Below are 18,995 nucleotides of genomic sequence, written 5' to 3'. Positions count from 1 at the left end.
GAAGTCAAAGAAAGAGTTGATACCTTTTTGGATTGCTTGTAAAGGGGATAGATAATAAGAGATGATGAAGTAGAGTATGATAACACTTAAGGCAACCATGATACTTACAACAATTGTTTGTATTGTTGCTGTTTTGAAAATAGGCTCATTTATAACATCAGCACTTTCGGTGCTACAAACAAGGTAAGAAGATATTTTAGCACATATACCTAGCCTTTCTTTTCCTTTTAATCCATATTCAAAGAAAGAATAATCACCATTTTGTTTGTGTGCATTTAATACCGGTCCATGATCTACCGATGGATCTAATAACTGTTTGTTTTTAGCAACAAATATCTTTCCATTTTCATCAAATAAAAAGCTATTACCAGGCATATTTTCAAAATTTTCTTGAAGCTCTTTTACTGGAATATCAACCCCAATAATTCCTACAAAATTACCATTTTTATATATAGATTTAGTATATGTTATTACATATTGATTTGTTGCTTTATCAATATAAGGAGAAGTGATGAAAATATCTTTATTTTCTTTGGCTCCAATATACCATGGTCTAGTTCTAGCATCATAGTTGATATTTTGTCCATAAATTTCGATATTTTTATTATTTTTATCACTAGTATCATTACTTACAAGGTTTTCTCCATTATCTAAACTTATAAAAGCAGATAAAACTCCAGAAGCTTTTCTATATGATTTTAAAATAGACCCAACATTATCTATCAAAGCTTGTTCGGAATTTAATTTTTCATATGGAAATTCCAAAATTGTTTTTTCCAAATTTAAAATTAAATCACTATTGTGCTTTCGAAATGTTTCTAAAGAAGTTCGAGCAACTTGTAAAATATCATTTTGCCTTTTTAGCTCATTATCATAAAGGTATGTTTTGGTAAAGTAAAAACTTAACACACCTAAAATAATCAAACTTAGTGCAGTGAAAAAATTTGCCATTAAAGACAATTTAACTTTCAAAGTGTTAAACATAATTTCCTCCGTATTTTATTTTTGTAATTTTAATTTTTAAAAATTAATTATCAATTAATATTTTTTTTAATTAATTTTTTTGCTTTTTCCCACAATCTCACTCCCAATTCTTTTGCATTGTTTTTATCTAAATTTTTATATTTATGGCTTGCGAGTTTTTCGAGTTCATTTAACTCTTTAGCTAAGATATTGAGTTTGCTTTGTGCTAGCTTGCTAAAATCATCAATTTTTGGATTTTGTTTAATTTCATTAATTTTGATAAGAATTTGTTCTCTGTTTTCTTGTATTAAGCGTTTAAATTTGGCAAATAAAGTGTCAAATTTATTTTCTAATAAATCTTTAAGTATATCTTTTACGGGATTATTAAATTCTAATGATATTTTTTTAAGCATTTGGATAAATTCTTGCTCTATGTCTATAAGTTCTTTTTCTTTATTTTTTAAATCATGTTCTAAAGCACTATATGCAAAGCTTGATTTAAATTTTTCAATCGCCAAAGAAATTCCTTCTTGTGTCCCATAAATACTTCCTATGCATAAATCATAAGCAAAAGCCTTTGATTCGTTAGCAAGTTCAAAAGCAGCATTTAAAACTACTTGGGATATTTTTAAAATTCTTTCTTTTTCAAAGCTTCCTTCACAAATTGCATTAAATACAAGGTTTTTAGCGATTTCACAAGATGTAAGTTCTATGTTTTCACCTTTTTCTAAAGTTGTAATAAAAGCACTCTCGGCAGTTTCTTTTAAAAGGCCTAGTATTTCTATATCATAAAGCATTGCATCATTGATACTTATATTAAATTCATTTAAATTTAAATCTTTTAAAGTCTTTTCTAAATCAAAAAAGTTATCGCAAATTTTATGTTTAATGGTGTTTTTTTGTTCTTCTATTTTTACTTTTAATTTGCCATATTCGTTAATATAAACAAAAAATGCTTTTTTATCTTCTTCAACTCTAGCTTTAATAATACCTTGGATTATTTTGGAAATATTTTCTTCATTTATAAGTCCAAGTTTTTCTAATACTTTAGAAAAGATAGCAAAAAGCTCTTCATTGCTAGTATTTTCAAAACTAATTTTTTTATAACTTAGATTAAAAACAAGCTCACTAATTAAGTTTGGAATTTCATTTTTTTCACAAGCTAAGAGAGAATTTTCAAAAATTATGGCTAAATTTTTCATATTTTTCCTTTTTTATAATACAAATTTCGCTTTACTTTTTAATTGATTAAAAATATTTAAACGATCATCTTTACTATCGACATAAACACTTAAAAGATAACTTTTATATGTTCCTTGTTTGCTAGTATTTGAGATTTTATATTTAAATTCTCTTTCATTGAGTATTTGAGTAAAAATTTCTAAAGCATCAACTTCAGCTTCAAAAACGACTTTATAATCCCAAAAAGTAGGGTAGTTTATAATAGGTTCTTTTTTAAAATCGCAGATATTTACCACTTTTTCCTCCTTCTTTGCTTTCTAAAACTATATCAGTAATTTGCATACTTTTATCAATAGCTTTAACCATATCATAAATAGTTAAAAGCCCAATACTAACAGCTGTTAAGCTTTCCATTTCAACCCCTGTTTTTCCTTCGCATTTTACGGTTACAAAGAGTTGAAAAGAACATTCTTCTTTGTTTTCTTCTATATGGGTTTGTACTTTTGAGATCATTAAAGGATGACACATTGGGATAAGATTTGAAGTTTGTTTAGCTCCCATGATGGCTGCTGTGATGGCAGTTTGTAAAACAGGCCCTTTTTTAGCTTTGTTTTCAATGATAGCTTCAAATGCTTCTTTACTCATGTATATTTTACCGCTTGCACAAGCTTCTCTTTGGGTAATATCTTTTTGACTTACATCTACCATTTTGGGGTGATTTTTTTCATCTAAATGCGTTAAATTCATATTTTTCCTTAAGTAAAGTTTGAAAAATTATACCAAAATGTATATTTTTATATTAAAATACTACTAAAAAATTTTAAAGGATTTGCAATGGCTTATGATGATGAAGAATTTGAAAATTATGATGATGAAATGTATGATGAAGCAGATGATGATACTTATGCAAATAATCAAAGATCATATAATTATGATGATGATGATTATGATTATGAATACGATGATGATTATAGTGATGATGATACTTATGAGATGGATTAATCGTGGGTAAAAATCTTACTAAAAAAGACATAAAAGTTTTGAGTCTTTCTTCTTTGGGAGGGACTTTAGAATTTTACGATTTTATCATTTTTGTATTTTTTGCAAGTTATATTTCTAAAAATTTTTTTCCTGAAGATTTAAGTCCATTTTGGAAAATGTTTAATACTTATGGAATTTTTGCCGCAGGATATTTAGCTAGACCACTTGGTGGTATAATCATGGCACATTTTGGCGATAAATTTGGTCGTAAAAAAATGTTTATGCTTAGTATTTTACTGATGGTTGTGCCAACTTTTATGCTTGCTTTTATACCTACTTATGAAAGCATAGGATATTTATGTATAGTATTTTTAATATTTGTAAGGATTTGTCAAGGTATAGCTATAGGTGGGGAATTACCTGGTGCTTGGGTTTTTGTTTTTGAGCATGCTCCAAATGGACAAAAACGCACTTATCTTGGATTTTTAACAGCTTCTGTAGTAGGTGGAATTTTGCTTGGAAGTTTTGTATTTTTAATGATGAATAAGCTTTTTACACAAGAAGAACTTTATGAATGGGCCTGGAGAATTCCATTTTTCTTAGGAGGAATTTTTGGGATTATTTCTGCTTATTTGCGTAAATTTTTACAAGAAACACCTGTTTTTGAACAAATGAAAAAAGATAAGGCTTTAGAAAAATTCCCTTTAAAAGAAGTATTTAGAAAAGCTAAGCTGGGCGTTGTACTTTCTATGTTGATAACTTGGGTTTTGACGGCTTGTATTGTTGTGATGATTTTAACTATACCTTCTTTTATGGCAAAAATGTTAAATATTGATGCAAGCGTTCAAACTTACATACAAATGTTTGGTATAGTTTTGCTTGTAATTGGTTGTATATTAAGTGGAATTTTGGCTGATAAAATAGGTATAGTAAAAGCTTGTATGATTTTTTCGCTAGGATTTTTCTTAACTTGTTTATTTTATTTTAACGCTCTTTATGCTAAAACACCTGATTTTAATTTAGTGAGTGTGTACTATTTAAGCGCTTGCTTTTTTACCGGAGTGATGAATTTTTGTCCTTTGATGATGAGTGAGGTATTTGATGCTAAGATTAAATTTTCAGGGCTTAGTTTTTCTTATAATATAGCTTATGCAATAGCTGGTGGGTTTACTCCGCAACTTGCTTTATTTTTACACACTATTGCTTTGGGAAATTTAGAAAATATTGCTCGTTTTTCTTTAGGATTTTATATGTTTGCTATGGCTATAATTTCGCTTGTTTGTGCTTTGATATTTAAATATCTTAGTAATACCCAACGCACATACTCTCAGTGATTTTAATGCGTTTTTCCAAAGGAGTAGGACTGAAAAAATGGCATTTTTCGATATAAATATTATAACTATAATCTAAATTTAAAAAATCGTAAAATGCCTTTAAATTTACAAATTTAACCCCACAAACTTCTTTTATATCTAAGATTTTATAAATTTGAGAATTGTTTTTTTCTACCAAATGTGATGGAGCTAAAGTAGTAAATGAGCAAAAGGCGCTTGCTAATACAAAGCCACTTAGATTTTCACATTTTTGTATAAGATGTTGGTGTTTTTGTAAAATACTTTTTTTATGTAAAAATACCACTCTTGTGCCTTGATAGCGTGCTGCCTGAACATTTTTCCAAAATTTATAAGCATTTTTGGAAATATTTGCTAATTGGTGTAATTGTATATTTAAAATATAATTATCCAAGAATTGATTGGGTGGTAAAATAGTATAAGTCATATTTTTTCTTTAAATTTGTTTTTTATGATTATACTAAAAATTGACTTTTGTTTATATTTTTGCTTTATAAATTCAATACAATTATCCAAAATTATTTTGAAGGAAAAACATGAAATTTGATACTATTAATCATGATGGTATAAAAAAACTTATGGATGTTTTTTATGCAAAAGTTAGAACAGATAAGGATTTAGGGCCTATTTTTAATGAAAAAATTGGTATAGATGATGAGAGCTGGAAAAAACACAAAGAAAAAATAGCAAGTTTTTGGGCAGGGATGTTTTTAGGTGATCCAAGTTATAGCGGTTCTCCTTTGAGAGCTCATCATGAATTACCTTCATTTCCAAGAGAATTTTTTGATGTTTGGCTTAATCTGTTTGATGAGAGTTTGCAAGAAGTTTTTGAAGATGAACCAAGAAGTATTATTATAGAAAGAGCTAAAATGATAGCTCAAAGATTTCAAATGATTATTTATGATCACAGATTTGCTTAAGAGTTTTTAAAAACTCTTAGCGATAGTTAAAGGTATGTAAATTTTCACCTTGAGAGTATTTATAACTATATTTTCCATCAAGATAAATTACTAAACGATAATATCCTTTATGTGATCCAAATACAACTTTTCTAACATGAGCAGTATTAACTTGTAAAGTTTTTGTATTGAAATTTTGCTTTTTAGCAAAATCTATAATGATTTTAGTTGGATCTCCTATAGATAAATGTCTTAGCATTCTATCTTCGGTTTTGATATTAATCTTATTGTTATAAAAGCTAATAGAAATAAAATTATAAATATTTCCACTAAAAATTGGTGTTTCAATGTTTAAAGTGGTATTGTTTTCTTCTGTTTTAGTGTTTTTTACCCCTTGTTCTTGTGGCACAGTAACAGAAACATCAAGTATAGGTGTGGCATTTGGACTTTTGGCTTTTATAAATGAGTAAGTATCATGCCAATTGATACTTTTGTATATATCTAGAGTAGTTTGCTCTTCAGAGCCATCAAGATTAATATAAGTAATAGTAATATTTTTTAAAATTCTTGCATCAGAATTAAAAGTAAAATCCTGTCTTTGAAAAGGACTAAGTTTTACAAACTCGGTGTTTTGTTGTTCTGAGTTATTGTCAAAAGGATTATCTTTTGCATTTAAAAATACACAGGATAATAAAAATAGTAAAAAAAATTTAATTCTCATGCGAATTTTCTCCTTTAAGTCTTAAAAGCTGTAAGTATTCTTTTTGAGCTTGAGCATTTTTAGCTTTTAAGGTTACTATGTTTTTCTCTAAAATTTTTTGCTCCTCTTTAAGCGATAATAAAACATCTAAAGAGGATTTGCCAAAAAACATATTACCAAAATACATAGCAACAATAATAGCTACAAATGATAATGCAATAGTTTTTATTAGATGATGACGAGCCTCCTTCTTTTTAGAATGCTCATCATACTCTTTTAATAAATCACTCAGAGTTTATCTCCTAAATACTCATCATTATCAAGTTCGATTTCTAACAAACGATTATATTTAGCTGTTCTTTCACCTCTTGCTAGAGCTCCTGTTTTGATTTGTCCTGTATTAAGCGCTACTGCAAAATCAGCTATAAAAGCATCTTCGCTTTCCCCGCTTCTATGACTCATAATACATCTGTAATTATTTCTATGAGCTAGTCTTACTGTTCTCATAGTTTGAGTGATTGTTCCGATTTGATTAGGCTTAATCAATACAGCATTTGCCATATTTTTCATGATACCTTCTCTTAAAATATCTTCATTAGTTACAAACAAATCATCACCCACAAGTTGAATTTTATTGCCAAGCTTTTGAGTGAGTTTAATCCAACCTTCATAATCATCTTCAGCCAAACCATCTTCAATACTAAAAATAGGATATTTAGCACATAATTCTTCATAGCGAGCAATCAAGTCTTCACTTGAGAAAACTTTACCCTCTAAATGGTATTTACCATCTTTATAAAGCTCACTACTTGCTACATCTAGTGCTAGTTTGATTTTATTTTCATAGCCTGCTTTTTTAATACAAGTCATTAAAAGATCAAGAGGTTCAGTGTTGTTTGCTAAATTTGGTGCAAAACCGCCCTCATCGCCTAAGGCAGTAGAGTGACCTAGATTAGCTAATTCTTTTTTCAATACTGCATAAATTTCACAAACTGATCTTAGCCCTTCTTTAAAGCTTGAAAAACCAAAAGGCATAATCATAAATTCTTGAAAATCTACGCTATTGTTTGCATGTGCACCACCGTTGATGATATTACACATTGGCACAGGTAATACACTTGCATTTGCTCCACCTAAGTAACGATATAAAGGTACGCCTAGCGCATTAGCAGCAGCGCGTGCTGTTGCCATAGAAATTCCTAAAGTTGCATTTGCTCCTAGATTAGAGTAGTTTTTTGTGCCATCAAGCTCTAAAAGAGTATTATCTAGTTGGGTTTGATTAAAAGCATCAAGCCCTATAATATTTTCAGCTATGGTGCCATTGATATTTTCAATCGCTTTTAAAACACCTTTTCCGCCAAATCTCTCATCATTGTCTCTTAATTCTAAAGCTTCTTTTTTTCCTGTGCTTGCACCACTTGGAACGATAGCACTGCCCACACTGCCATCGCTTAGCATGATTTCAGCTTTAATGGTAGGATTACCTCTACTATCTAAAACTTCAAAAGCTCTTAAATCTTCAATAATCAACATTATTCTTCTCCTTCATCGTCTTCTTTTGCGCCCAAAATCATACTATCTATACCGATTGAGTTTTGTATAGCTTGAGTAATTTCATCTGCAATAGCTGGATTTTCTTTTAAAAAGGCTTTAGCATTTTCTCTACCTTGACCAAGTTTAGAAGCCTTGTAAGAAAACCATGCACCACTTTTATCAATAATATCAAGTTTTACACCATAATCTATTAGCTCGCCTTCACGACTTACACCCTCACCAAACATCACATCAAATTCAGCTTGTTTAAAAGGAGGGGCTACTTTGTTTTTAGCCACTTTTACTTTAACACGGTTTCCAATAGGCTCATCATTTTGTTTTAAGGTGGCTGTTTTTCTTACATCTAAACGCACTGAAGCATAAAATTTTAAAGCATTTCCGCCGGTAGTTGTTTCAGGAGTGCCATAGCCCATCATGCCTATTTTCATACGAATTTGATTGATGAAAATTACAGTAGTGTTCATTTTATGAACGATACCGGTTAATTTTCTTAAAGCTTGACTCATTAATCTTGCTTGAAGACCTACATGTTGATCCCCCATATCACCTTCGATTTCTGCTTTTGGGGTAAGTGCAGCAACGCTATCTACCACTATTAGATCAATGGCTCCACTTCTTGCTATAGTTTCAACGATTTCTAAGGCTTGTTCTCCAAAATCTGGTTGAGAGATGTAAAGATTTTCTGTATCAACACCTAAATTTTTTGCATATCTTACATCAAGAGCGTGTTCAGCATCAATAAATGCACAAACTCCACCTTTTTTTTGACATTCTGCTATGATGTGTAAGGTAAGTGTAGTTTTACCTGAACTTTCAGGTCCATAAATTTCTATAATTCTTCCTTTTGGAACCCCACCAATTCCTAAAGCTAAATCAAGTCCAACAGAACCTGTAGGAATAGAATCAATTTTTTCAACTTCTTTATCGCCAAGTCTTAAAATAGTACCTTTTCCAAAGGTTTTATCAAGACTTTTTAAGGCTGCATCAAGTGATTTTCTTTTATTATCATCCATGCTTGTTAATCCTTTTATAATATGTTTAAAATTGTATCAAAAAGAAATTTAATATAAGTTTTTATTTTGAATTTTGCTAAAATACTTTTTTAAATTTTTCAAGGAAAAAAATGAATAAAAAAATTAGCGTAGCGCACTCTCCTGATGCTGATGATATTTTTATGTATATGGCGATTAAATTTGGTTGGGTTGGAAATGCTTATGAATATGAAAATACAGCCTTGGATATACAAACTTTAAATGAGCTTGCATTAGAAAATATATACGATGTTAGTGCGATATCTTTTGCGCTTTATCCTTTAATAGCTAGCGAATATGCTTTGTTAAAAACTGCGGTGAGTTTTGGTGAGGGTTATGGGCCAAAGCTTATTAAGAAAAAAGATAAAAAATTAAAGCCAAATTTTAAAGTTGCTTTAAGTGGAGCACACACTACTAATGCTTTAATCTTTCGCATAAAATATCCACAAGCTAGAATAATTTATAAGAATTTTTTAGAGATTGAAAAGGCTGTTTTAGAAGATGAAGTTGATGTGGGAGTGCTTATACATGAGAGCATTTTAGAATTTGATTCTAGTTTGTGTGTTGAGGCTGAACTTTGGGATATTTGGCAAGAATTAGCAAAAAATGATTTACCTTTACCTTTAGGTGGTATGGCCCTTAGAAGATCTTTACCGCTTAGTGATGCAATAGCGGTTGAAAAAGATTTGATTAAAGCAGTAGAAGTAGCCGATCATAATAGAAAAATCTTAGCCTCCATGCTTTTAGAGCGTAATTTAATACGCGTTGATGCACAAAAACTTGATGTGTATTTAAATTTATATGCAAATAAAAACTCTATTAATATGAATGATAAACAATACAATGCCATAGATAAGCTTTTTGAGCTTGGATATAATCATGGATTTTATGAGAAGTTAATAAAAAGTAAAGATCATCTTATCCCTAGTGAGTATGAAGAATTTAGAAATTCTTGATAGAATTTAAATTTTTAAGGAGAAAATATGGAAAGTACTTTAGTAGCCTTGGGTGTACAAACTTTTAAAATCACACTTATGCTTTCTTTACCTATGCTTTTAGCAGGGCTTATTGCAGGGCTTATTATAAGTATTTTTCAAGCTGTAACGCAAATTAACGAAGCCACGCTTTCTTTTGTGCCAAAAATTTTACTTGTTGTTGTGGTAATAGTATTTTTAATGCCTTGGATGATAAGTTCTATGATTGATTTTACAACTAATATTTTAAATCAAATTCCAAGCTTTATTAGATGATTATTGATTTTTCTAAATATTCTTCTGTGCGTATAGGTGAGAGCTTTGAAGTGCAAATACTTGAAGAGCCTTGCGAATTTGATGGTTTTTTAATAGGTGGGGCAAATAATCTTTTAATCTCTCCAAAACCCAAAAAACTTGGAATTTTAGGGAAAAGTTTTGATTATATTAAAATTTTAGAGCAAAATGAAAAAGGTATGTTTTTAGAGATAGGCTCTAGCGTGAAATCTTTTAAAATATATCATTTTGCTAAAGAAAATAACTTAAAAGGCTTTGAGTTTTTAAGAAATATCCCAGGGACTTTGGGCGGTATTTTAAAAATGAATGCAGGATTAAAAGATGAGGATATTAGCAAAAATTTAATTAGTATTTGCACTTTTAATCAAGAAATTTTAAAACAAAATATTGCTTTTGCTTATAGGTTTAATCCTATTAAAGAAGTGATGTTTAGCGCGAAGTTTTTTTTAGAATATGGATTTGACCCAGTTAAAGATGAGCTTTTAAAAAATGCAAGAAAAAATCAACCCAAAGGTGCTAGCTTTGGCTCTATTTTTAAAAATCCCAAAAACGATCATGCAGGAAGGTTGATAGAAGCAGTTAATCTTAAAGGTTTTAGCAAAAATGATGCGATGTTTAGCAATGAACATGCAAATTTTTTAATCAATAAAAAACATGCTAGTTTTGATGATGCTTTATTTTTGATAGAGCTTGCTAAAAAAAGAGTTTTTGAAGAATTTGGGATTGTTTTAGAAGAAGAAGTGGTAATTATATAGTATTTTTAATATCTTCATAAACAATTTTAGCTATTTCATGGACTAATTCTTGATAAGATTTATTTTTATCATTTGTGCTAAATTGAGTATTGATAGTAAGGATTTTATGATCTTTTAGTTTTTTTGTTTTGGCATTAAAAAGTTTGTATTCTATGTCGGCTTTGACTTCAAAATTGGAAAAAAGCAAGAAATTTTGTTGGCTTGCTTGAATGCTTTTTAAATCTAGCAAAATAATAAAATCAGCCTTTTTGAAACGATTAAATTCTAAAAACTCACTTGCATTGATGAAATTTTTATTTGTTTGTAAGATATTTTGGCTATTGATATAAGTTTGATTTTCTTTTTGATTAAGTAAGGCAAAATTATTTTGCTCATTTAAAATAGCACTTAATGCTTTTAGTGTGTCTTTTGCCATACTTTTAGCATCGATTTTTAAATTTGAAAAATAAAAATTATATTCTTTTTCATAGCTTGGCACTAAAGCTAAGGTGCTAATGTGTGAGAGTTTATCATAATTTATATCTTGATCAAGATTGATGATATTAAAATCATCATTATTTTGTAATTTGATGATTTTTTTATTTGCAAAAGAATTGGCATAAATAGCACTTAAAAAACACAAAAACACCAAAAAAAATCTCACTAAAAACCTTTTAATTTAAATTCATTCTTAGCAAAAGCTATAAAACTTGGAAGTTTAAAATCAGGACTATTGTAGTTTAAGGCCTTTTTATCAAAATCGTATAAAATTCCACCATTTTGTTTGACTAAAAAATCTCCTGCAGCTATATCCCAAGCTTTTGGGCCACCAAAACGTGGGTAAATTCCAGCTTTTGCTTCAAGTAAATATACAAACTTTAAAGCAGATGAAACCTTAATGCCTTCAAGATGATTTTGAATAAAAAAATCTTCATTATTATCATGGTTTTTAGAGTAAAGGGCTATATTTTTAACCTTTTTGTATTGCTCTAAACTAAGATTTAAAATTTTATTATTTTTATAAACTTTAGTATGGGTATGTGCATAATAAAATGCATTATTTTCCACATCGCCTATAAGCGAAAGCACAGGAGTGTTTTTATGGATTAATGCGATTAAAACACAATATTCTTTATCTTTTTTAGCATAAGATTTAGTGCCATCAAGAGGATCTATTAGCCAAAAATACTCTAAATTTTTTCTTTCTTCATAAGAAAGTATATTTTCTTCAGAGCATATAGCTATATCGCTTGAAGCTAAAATTTCACTAATAGCTTCATTAGATTTTATATCAGCTAAACCTACCGGGGAATCATCATCTTTAAACCATAAGGTATTTTTGTCTTTATATTCAAACAATACCTTAGAGGCTTCCTTGCCTGCTTTTAAGGCTAATTCTAAAAGTGTGTCTAAATTTTTCATAAGAAAATTATAGCAAGTGAAAATAAATACTTAGTAGAGTTATTTTCTACTAAGATTATTGATAAATTTTATTAAACTAATAGCTAAAATTGCTTCAAGTAAAGCAGTAAGCACTAATCCTGAGTATATATCTTGAGTGATAATATTAGTTTGATAAGAAAGCGTAGCTACTGCGATAAGTAAGGTTAGTGGCATAGAATGGCTTAAGCCAAATAAAAAGGTATTTTTTAAACCAAGTATTTTTACAAAAGTCATAGCACAAAGTATTCTTAGTCCTATCATAAAGATAGTTAGTGAAAAAGCTATGATTAAAACTTGAGGGTTTAAAAGCATTTGGAGTTTAAAGCTTGAACCTATATAAATGAAAAATATAGGGATTAAAAAGCCATAACCAAAACTAGAAAGTTTATGCTCTAAGTCTTTTTTATGATCAAAAAAAGTAGCTATAAATGAACCCGCTATAAAAGCTCCAAGTGCAACTTCAAGTTTAAAATAAATCATAATCGCAACTATGGCTATGAAAATTGCCATGCAAAATCTTATATCTTTTTCATTTTGATCTTGCCAAGGCATGAGTATGGTTTTAAGTTGTGGATACCACCAAAAAAGTACTTCTAAAAATTTAAATCCAAAAATACAAAGTGCTAAAAATCCCACTAGGTATAATAAATTTTGAGTGAGTGAGAAAAGATCAGCACCTTTTCCCAAAAATGCCGCAGCTATGGTAAGCAAAACTATGCTCACAACTTCAGCTAAAGTGGCTACCACCATGGATACATTTAGCCACTCGCAATTTTTCCCAAAGTCTCTATAAAGCGTTGAGAGCAAACCCACACTCATAACAGGTATGATAATGACAAAAATATAAGAAATATCTATACTTTCAACCGCTAAAATACTAAAAACATATAAAAGTATGATGTAAATAAAAGCTTTATTAAGTAAGCTTCTTTCGGTTTTTAAAAAGGTTTTAAGATTGATTTCCATCCCTGCTATAAACATAAGATAGTAAAATCCTGCATTAGCTAAAAGCTTAAAATTTTCACTTTCTCCTATAAAACCTAAAAATCCTATAAAAGAGCCAAGCATAATTTCAGTGGCTGAAAGTGGGAGTTTTAAAAATTTAGCAATATAAGGTGATGTAAGCAAACATCCTGCTACGACTAATAAAATTTTTAAATCCGTAGCAGCTTGAGCATCAATGGCATGAGCTAGCAAAGCTAAATCCCATTTGTTTTAGTTTTTGTATGTCTTTGCTAGGTTCTTCGCCTTTAGTTGTAAGATAATCACCTACTACTATAGCACTAGCTCCTGCGTCAAAAATTTCATATTGTCTTTCTTTTAGCACTACTTCTCTACCACCTGCTACCATGATATGTGCATTTGGTAAGTCTTTTTTAGTATCTTTGATGATATTTAACGCCTCATCAGCATTTAATAAGTTTTGCTTGAGCTTTAAATTTTCATTTGGTATGAAAAAATTAATAGGTGAGGAAAAAGGATCAAGCTCTTTTAAACTTGTTCTAAAACTTTTTCTATCAGCTTCACTTTCTCCAAGACCATAAATTCCGCCACAGCAAAGCATTAAACCTGCTTCTTTAGCATAAAGATTAGTTTGAAATCTTTGCTCCCAAGTATGCGTAGAGCATATGTTTGGAAAAAATTCTTTAGAAGTTTCTAGATTATGATTATAAGAAAAAATTCCTGCTTTTTTTAATTCTTTGAGTTGTTCTAAATTTGCTATGCCATTGCAAGCTATGAGTAAAAGTCCTTCTACTTCTTTTTGCACCGCATGAGCTACTTTGCACACATACTCAAGTTTTTCATCATCAAGTCCAGCGCCTGCTGTAACTAAACAAAAACCTAAAGCTTCGTTTTTCTTAGCTATTTTAGCTTCTAAAACAATTTGATCTATATCTTTTCTTTTGTATTTGTTGATATTAGTTTTTACATGAGCGCTTTGAGTGCAGTATTTACAATCTTCCCCGCACCCTCCACTTGCTATATTAGATATAGCACAAAGCATAATTTGCATTAAATTTCCTTTTTGATTTTGCATTTTAAGCACTCTAAAAATGTGCCTTTTTTAAGCTCTTTGATAATCAAAGTTTCGCCACATTTGCTACATTTTTCTTCACTTGGTTTGTATTTGCTTATATAGTTGCATTTTGGATAAGCACTACATCCATAAAATTTACCACGCTTAGAAAAACGCTCCACGATCTCGCCTTCTTGACAGCTTGGGCATTTCACGCCTATGGTATTGAGTTTTTTCTCGCTTTTTTCTTCATTTTGTGTTTCTTGTTTTAAATTTCTTGAGTATTTACATTTTGGAAAATTTAAACAAGCTATAAATTCTCCATATCTTCCTTTTCTTATAGCAAGCTCTCCACCACAATCAGGGCAGGTTTCATCTAGCTTTGTGAAAGTTTTTTGACTTTTTATGTTTTTTTTACCTTCATCAATTTTTCTCATAAAAGGAAAATAAAACTCTCTTAAAACTTCTTGCCAGTCCATTTTACCTTCTGCAATGATATCAAGTTTATCTTCCATTTTAGAAGTAAAATCACTATCTACTATATCACTAAAGTTTTGTTCTAAAACCTCTGTTACAACAAAGGCTATTTCATTGGGTATGATTTGCTTTTTATCTATACGCACATATTCTCTTGCACTAAGTAAAGAGATGGTTGGAGCATAAGTTGAAGGGCGTCCTATGCTAAGATTTTCTAACTTTTTAACAAGTCCAGCTTCAGAGTATCTTGAAGGTGGCTCGGTAAAATGTGAGCTTAATTCTATATTTTGTATATTTAGTATATCTTCTAGTTTTAAATTAGGTAAAATTTTATCTTTATCCATATCTCCATATACTTTATAATGCCCATCAAATAAAATTTTTCTACCACTTATTTTAAAACTTGCTTCATTTGATTTTGCATAGACATTTTGAGTTTGAGATATAGCAGGATTCATTTGTGAAGCTAAAAAGCGATTATATATTAAAGTATATAATCTTGCTTCATCTTTTTCTAAAAATTCACTTGCAAGTTTTGGCGTAAAGCTAAGATTAGTCGGTCTTATAGCTTCATGTGCTTCTTGAGCGCCTTTGCTTTTAGTGGTATAAATATTTGCTTTGCTTGGTAAGTATTCTTTGCCAAAATCATTTTTGATGAGTTTTCTTACTTCTTCTAAGGCTTCTTTTGCGATGTTTAAGCTGTCAGTTCTCATATAAGTAATCACACCCATAATACCTTGATGGGTTTTTACACCCTCGTAAAGTTTTTGAGCAATCATCATGGTTTTTTTAGGGTTAAAACCTAGGCGATTGCTCGCGCTTTGTTGCAGGGTTGAAGTCATAAAAGGTGCTTGTGGAGCTATTTTTCTATCTTTACTTTCTATATCTTTTATTTTAAAGTTAGCATTTTTACAAGCTTCAAAGATGAGTTTGGCTCTGTCTTCGTTAGTTAGACTTAGTTTTTCTATCTTTTGATTTTGAAATTCGACTAATTCAGCTTGCAAGTCTTTTTCAAAAATCATATCTATACTAAAGTATTTTAAAGGAATAAAAGCTTTTATTTCTCTTTCTCTATCGACGATGATTTTTAAAGCCGCACTTTGCACACGCCCTGCACTTAAGCCTTTTTGGATTTTTTGATTTAGTAAAGGACTTAATTTATAGCCTACTATACGATCAAGTAAGCGTCTAGTTTGTTGAGCATTGACGCTATTTACATTTAAAGATCTTGGGTTTTTTAAAGCATTTTCTATAGCGCTTTTAGTAATCTCATGAAAAACTATGCGTGGCAGAGAATTTTCATCTTTATTAATAGCCTTAGCTATATGATAAGCTATGGCTTCACCCTCACGATCCTCATCGGTTGCAAGGTAGATGGTTTTAGCTTTTTTAGCCTTTTCTTTGAGTTCTTTTACTAAACTTGAATGATCATTTGAAATTCTATATTCTGGTTTAAAATTTTCATCTTCTATTTTTATACCAAAGCTAGTTTTAGGTAAATCTCTAATGTGGCCTTTAGAAGCTATTACTTCATAGTCTTTACCTAGAAAATTACCTATGGTTTTAGCTTTAGCAGGTGATTCTACTATGATTAAATTTTTCATTATTTTCCTTATAAGGATTAAAATTAGTAAAAGTGTATAAAAAAAAGTTAAATTTTTTGCTTAGATGGATTTTTAAATAAAATGCAATTAATGATATAATTTTCTATAATTAAATTTCATAGGATATAAAATGTTTTTGCAAAAAAACTTACAAGCTTTAGAATTTACCAATAAACCCTTACAAGAAAAAATTCTATCTTTAAAAGAAGAATTTATCGACATCTTTCCAAGTCAAACACCCTTTGTGCCCTCAAAAGATGATTTAATAAAACCTAATATATTTTTTTGCGGTATAGGAGATGGGCTTTTTTTAAAAAAACTTATTAATAAACATATTTTTATTTTTGATAAATCAGAATTTTTTGCTAATGTTTTAAGTAAGATGGATTTAAGTCAAGAGCTTTCAAGCGGAAAAATATATCTTTGTGATGTAGAAGAGAAAAGATTAGAAGAGTATCTTGTTTTGCTTTTTTCGCAAAAAGATTGTTTTGAGTATTTAGGGCTTTTTAAACTTTTACCTTATAGTGAATTTTATAACAATAGTCCTATGTTTGATTTTGTGTATCAAAAGTGCTTAGATGTGATAAAAAGAGTGGTGGGAAATGTTGATACAAGTTTTACTATGGATGCTAAAATTTATAAACAATTTTTATCTAACATACCTTTTGTCTTAAAAAATACTCCTTTTCAAAGATTTATTTATGAAAATAAAGGAAGAAATAAAAGTGTTATTGTGGCGTGTGCAGGCCCTTCTTTAAATAAACAACTTAAGCTTTTGAAAACTTGTCAAGATGATTATGTGATATTTGCTTTAGATGCTACTTATAAAACTTTACTTAAGAATGAAATTTATCCTGATTTTATTTTTTCTATGGATATTTACGAAGAATGTGCAAGTTTTTATGAAAATTTACCACAAAGCAAAAAAGAACCCATTTATATTATAAATGCTGCTGTAGATAAAGCTTTAATGCAAATTTTAGAAAATAAAAATCCAAAAATTTTTATTTTAAAAAATTTAGATTATCAACAAAAATTTAATTTAAATGATTTTGGTTATTTAGATATTGGTATCAATGTGGCTCATTTTGCTTATAATTTTGCTATAGCTTTGGGATTTACTAATGTAATCATGATAGGACAAGATTTGGCTTTTAGTGATAGTGGAAAATCTCACGCAGATGCAGCTAACTTTACTTTTCGTGATGAGGAAAAAGCTCAACACGATGCTACTAAATTAAATGTTTTGTCTTATGGAAAGAAAGGGTTTATTCAAACAAATATAGGCTGGGATGAATTTAGAAAACGATTAGAAGTTTTATTTTTATCTCATCCTGATGTTAAATTTTACAATGCCACAGAAGGTGGAGCTTTTATAGATTATACCATAGAGATACCTTTTGAAAAGGTTTTAGCACTATATAAAGATAAAAAACAAGATTATGTATTTCCAAATGTTTTAAGTATTAATAGGCAAGAAAAATTATTAAAAAAATCTTTGGAAATTTTACAAAAAGATTATTTAGAGTTAAATGCTTTACATCAAAAAGCAAAAGATCTTTTAGTAATTTTGCAAAATCAAAACGCAGTTTTTGATGAGCAAGTATCAAAGTTTATTTTTGATTTTAATGATTTATTAGATAATGCAAAAATTTTACAAAGTTTTATGTATAAACCATTATTTTATCATAGGGGCTTTTTTAATGTGAGTTTATATCAAGAGTCTCAAAATGCTTTATCAAGTTATGTAGATTTTTTAAAAATATTTTTAGAAATTGCAGCATTAAGTCTAGCAAGTATAGAAAATTCTATAAATGAATATAAAAATATCTTAAAAGTATAAATTTTTTTATCATTTTTTCGATATAGCTTAAACAACTGCATGGAAGCGGTTGAATTTATTTAAAAGGATTTAAAATGGGATTTCGTATAAATACTAATGTGGCATCTTTAAATGCTCAAAACAACGCAAATTTAAACTCAAGAGCATTAGATAGCTCTCTAAGCAGATTAAGTTCAGGTCTTAGAATCAACTCTGCAGCAGATGATGCTTCAGGTATGGCTATAGCAGATAGCTTAAGATCGCAAGCTAATACTTTAGGTCAAGCTATAAGCAATGGTAATGATGCTTTAGGTATTTTACAAACAGCTGATAAGGCTATGGATGAGCAGCTTAAAATCTTAGATACTATCAAAGTAAAAGCTACTCAAGCAGCACAAGATGGACAAACTACTAAAACAAGAAATATGCTTCAAGCTGATATTAATCGTTTGATGGAGCAACTTGATAATATTGCAAATCAAACTTCATTTAACGGAAAGCAGTTGTTAAGTGGTGGTTTTGTAAATCAAGAATTCCAAGTAGGTGCACAGTCAAATCAATCTATCAAAGCAAGTATTGGTTCAACTCAAAGTTCTAAAATAGGTGTAACTAGGTTTGAAACAGGCTCTCAAGCTAAAAGTAGCGGTGTAGCTCAGCTTACTATTAAAAATTATAATGGTATAGATGATTTTAAATTCCAACCTATAGTGATTTCTACTTCAGTAGGAACAGGACTTGGTGCTTTAGCTGAAGAGATTAATAGAGTTTCTGATATTACAGGTGTTAGAGCAAATTTCTTAGTTGAAACTACAGGTGTTGGCAATATTAAAGCAGGCAAAACAGATCAAAATTTTGCTATTAATGGGGTAAAAATTGGTGAGGTTGAATATAAAGATGGTGATGAAAATGGAGCCTTGATTTCAGCAATTAACTCAGTTAAAGATACCACAGGAGTAGAAGCTTCTAAG

General features: G+C 29.5%; 22 protein-coding genes. 8 read left to right on the top strand and 14 right to left on the bottom strand.

Annotated features, from left to right (window positions below; all coding sequences use genetic code 11):
- From L8W69_RS08660 to moaC, 4 genes are all read right to left on the bottom strand, one after another.
- Positions 1-984, bottom strand: a 984-nt coding sequence (locus L8W69_RS08660; RefSeq protein WP_263663011.1) for a cache domain-containing protein, incomplete at its 3' end; no start/stop codon positions are given.
- Between the two features lie 50 nt (positions 985-1,034).
- The gene (locus L8W69_RS08655) at positions 1,035-2,165 is read right to left on the bottom strand and encodes a hypothetical protein (RefSeq protein ID WP_133319953.1); all 1,131 of its coding nucleotides are present in this window, start codon (positions 2,163-2,165) and stop codon (positions 1,035-1,037) included.
- Between the two features lie 12 nt (positions 2,166-2,177).
- Complete coding sequence (locus tag L8W69_RS08650; protein WP_263666937.1) at positions 2,178-2,441, bottom strand: DUF493 domain-containing protein; 264 nt, start codon at positions 2,439-2,441, stop codon at positions 2,178-2,180.
- Positions 2,419-2,892: a cyclic pyranopterin monophosphate synthase MoaC gene (gene moaC / locus L8W69_RS08645; protein WP_263666936.1), complete on the bottom strand. Its 474-nt coding sequence runs from the start codon at positions 2,890-2,892 to the stop codon at positions 2,419-2,421. The genes L8W69_RS08650 and moaC overlap by 23 nt, the downstream gene beginning before the upstream one ends.
- An 87-nt stretch (positions 2,893-2,979) precedes the next feature.
- On the opposite strand from moaC, the gene L8W69_RS08640 reads away from it, so the two are divergent.
- Positions 2,980-3,147 (top strand): highly acidic protein, encoded by a 168-nt coding sequence (locus L8W69_RS08640; protein ID WP_263666935.1) that lies wholly within the window; start codon positions 2,980-2,982, stop codon positions 3,145-3,147.
- Between the two features lie 2 nt (positions 3,148-3,149).
- Positions 3,150-4,460, top strand: coding sequence for an MFS transporter (locus L8W69_RS08635; RefSeq protein WP_263666934.1), 1,311 nt, complete (start codon positions 3,150-3,152; stop codon positions 4,458-4,460).
- On the opposite strand, the gene L8W69_RS08630 is transcribed toward L8W69_RS08635, so the two are convergent.
- Positions 4,429-4,905 (bottom strand): cysteine permease, encoded by a 477-nt coding sequence (locus L8W69_RS08630; RefSeq protein ID WP_263659937.1) that lies wholly within the window; start codon positions 4,903-4,905, stop codon positions 4,429-4,431. The two genes, L8W69_RS08635 and L8W69_RS08630, sit on opposite strands and share 32 nt — an antisense overlap.
- A gap of 109 nt (positions 4,906-5,014) precedes the next feature.
- Between L8W69_RS08630 and L8W69_RS08625 the strand changes: the two genes are divergently transcribed.
- Positions 5,015-5,398 carry a group III truncated hemoglobin gene (locus tag L8W69_RS08625; RefSeq protein WP_263666933.1) on the top strand — a complete coding sequence of 128 codons (384 nt, stop codon included), beginning with the start codon at positions 5,015-5,017 and terminating at the stop codon, positions 5,396-5,398.
- 16 nt (positions 5,399-5,414) lie between these two features.
- On the opposite strand, the gene L8W69_RS08620 is transcribed toward L8W69_RS08625, so the two are convergent.
- The 4 genes from L8W69_RS08620 to recA form a co-directional block, all read right to left on the bottom strand.
- On the bottom strand, positions 5,415-6,098 hold the full coding sequence (locus tag L8W69_RS08620) for an AMIN domain-containing protein (protein ID WP_133319946.1): 684 nt from the start codon (positions 6,096-6,098) through the stop codon (positions 5,415-5,417).
- Positions 6,088-6,264 (bottom strand): hypothetical protein, encoded by a 177-nt coding sequence (locus L8W69_RS08615; protein WP_263660827.1) that lies wholly within the window; start codon positions 6,262-6,264, stop codon positions 6,088-6,090. Before L8W69_RS08615 ends, L8W69_RS08620 begins: the two co-directional genes overlap by 11 nt.
- A gap of 101 nt (positions 6,265-6,365) precedes the next feature.
- Entirely contained in the window at positions 6,366-7,610 is a 1,245-nt protein-coding gene (eno, locus tag L8W69_RS08610) for a phosphopyruvate hydratase (protein ID WP_133319944.1), read from the bottom strand.
- Positions 7,610-8,644, bottom strand: coding sequence for a recombinase RecA (recA, locus tag L8W69_RS08605; protein ID WP_087700900.1), 1,035 nt, complete (start codon positions 8,642-8,644; stop codon positions 7,610-7,612). Before recA ends, eno begins: the two co-directional genes overlap by 1 nt.
- A 110-nt stretch (positions 8,645-8,754) precedes the next feature.
- On the opposite strand from recA, the gene L8W69_RS08600 reads away from it, so the two are divergent.
- Genes L8W69_RS08600 through L8W69_RS08590 form a run of 3 tightly spaced genes read left to right on the top strand, consistent with a single transcriptional unit; the run spans position 8,755 to position 10,685 of the window.
- Complete coding sequence (locus L8W69_RS08600; RefSeq protein ID WP_263666932.1) at positions 8,755-9,618, top strand: menaquinone biosynthesis family protein; 864 nt, start codon at positions 8,755-8,757, stop codon at positions 9,616-9,618.
- 27 nt (positions 9,619-9,645) lie between these two features.
- Positions 9,646-9,912 carry a flagellar biosynthesis protein FliQ gene (fliQ, locus tag L8W69_RS08595; RefSeq protein WP_012660903.1) on the top strand — a complete coding sequence of 89 codons (267 nt, stop codon included), beginning with the start codon at positions 9,646-9,648 and terminating at the stop codon, positions 9,910-9,912.
- Positions 9,909-10,685 carry a UDP-N-acetylmuramate dehydrogenase gene (locus L8W69_RS08590; protein WP_263666931.1) on the top strand — a complete coding sequence of 259 codons (777 nt, stop codon included), beginning with the start codon at positions 9,909-9,911 and terminating at the stop codon, positions 10,683-10,685. Before fliQ ends, L8W69_RS08590 begins: the two co-directional genes overlap by 4 nt.
- On the opposite strand, the gene L8W69_RS08585 is transcribed toward L8W69_RS08590, so the two are convergent.
- The 5 genes from L8W69_RS08585 to topA are packed head-to-tail and all read right to left on the bottom strand — an operon-like array spanning position 10,678 to position 16,205.
- Positions 10,678-11,328 (bottom strand): hypothetical protein, encoded by a 651-nt coding sequence (locus L8W69_RS08585; RefSeq protein WP_263666929.1) that lies wholly within the window; start codon positions 11,326-11,328, stop codon positions 10,678-10,680. The genes L8W69_RS08590 and L8W69_RS08585 overlap by 8 nt on opposite strands.
- Positions 11,328-12,086, bottom strand: a complete 759-nt coding sequence (locus L8W69_RS08580; protein WP_263666928.1) for a 3'(2'),5'-bisphosphate nucleotidase CysQ — start codon at positions 12,084-12,086, stop codon at positions 11,328-11,330. The genes L8W69_RS08585 and L8W69_RS08580 overlap by 1 nt, the downstream gene beginning before the upstream one ends.
- A 39-nt stretch (positions 12,087-12,125) precedes the next feature.
- Positions 12,126-13,304, bottom strand: coding sequence for a cation:proton antiporter (locus L8W69_RS08575; protein ID WP_263666927.1), 1,179 nt, complete (start codon positions 13,302-13,304; stop codon positions 12,126-12,128).
- Positions 13,285-14,121 carry a biotin synthase gene (locus L8W69_RS08570; protein WP_039627786.1) on the bottom strand — a complete coding sequence of 279 codons (837 nt, stop codon included), beginning with the start codon at positions 14,119-14,121 and terminating at the stop codon, positions 13,285-13,287. The genes L8W69_RS08575 and L8W69_RS08570 overlap by 20 nt, the downstream gene beginning before the upstream one ends.
- Positions 14,121-16,205 (bottom strand): type I DNA topoisomerase, encoded by a 2,085-nt coding sequence (topA, locus tag L8W69_RS08565; protein WP_412175476.1) that lies wholly within the window; start codon positions 16,203-16,205, stop codon positions 14,121-14,123. Before topA ends, L8W69_RS08570 begins: the two co-directional genes overlap by 1 nt.
- A 130-nt stretch (positions 16,206-16,335) precedes the next feature.
- Between topA and L8W69_RS08560 the strand changes: the two genes are divergently transcribed.
- Together L8W69_RS08560 and L8W69_RS08555 are read left to right on the top strand one after the other, a co-directional pair.
- Entirely contained in the window at positions 16,336-18,048 is a 1,713-nt protein-coding gene (locus L8W69_RS08560) for a motility associated factor glycosyltransferase family protein (RefSeq protein ID WP_263666925.1), read from the top strand.
- 74 nt (positions 18,049-18,122) lie between these two features.
- Positions 18,123-18,995, top strand: an 873-nt coding sequence (locus L8W69_RS08555; RefSeq protein ID WP_318529612.1) for a flagellin hook IN motif-containing protein, incomplete at its 3' end; no start/stop codon positions are given.

The sequence above is a fragment of the Campylobacter sp. CNRCH_2016_3089 genome (genome assembly GCF_025772505.1).
GTDB lineage: Bacteria > Campylobacterota > Campylobacteria > Campylobacterales > Campylobacteraceae > Campylobacter_D > Campylobacter_D lari_D.
Note: the sequence above shows the minus strand (reverse complement) of the source record. Positions and strands in the feature narration are given on the sequence as shown.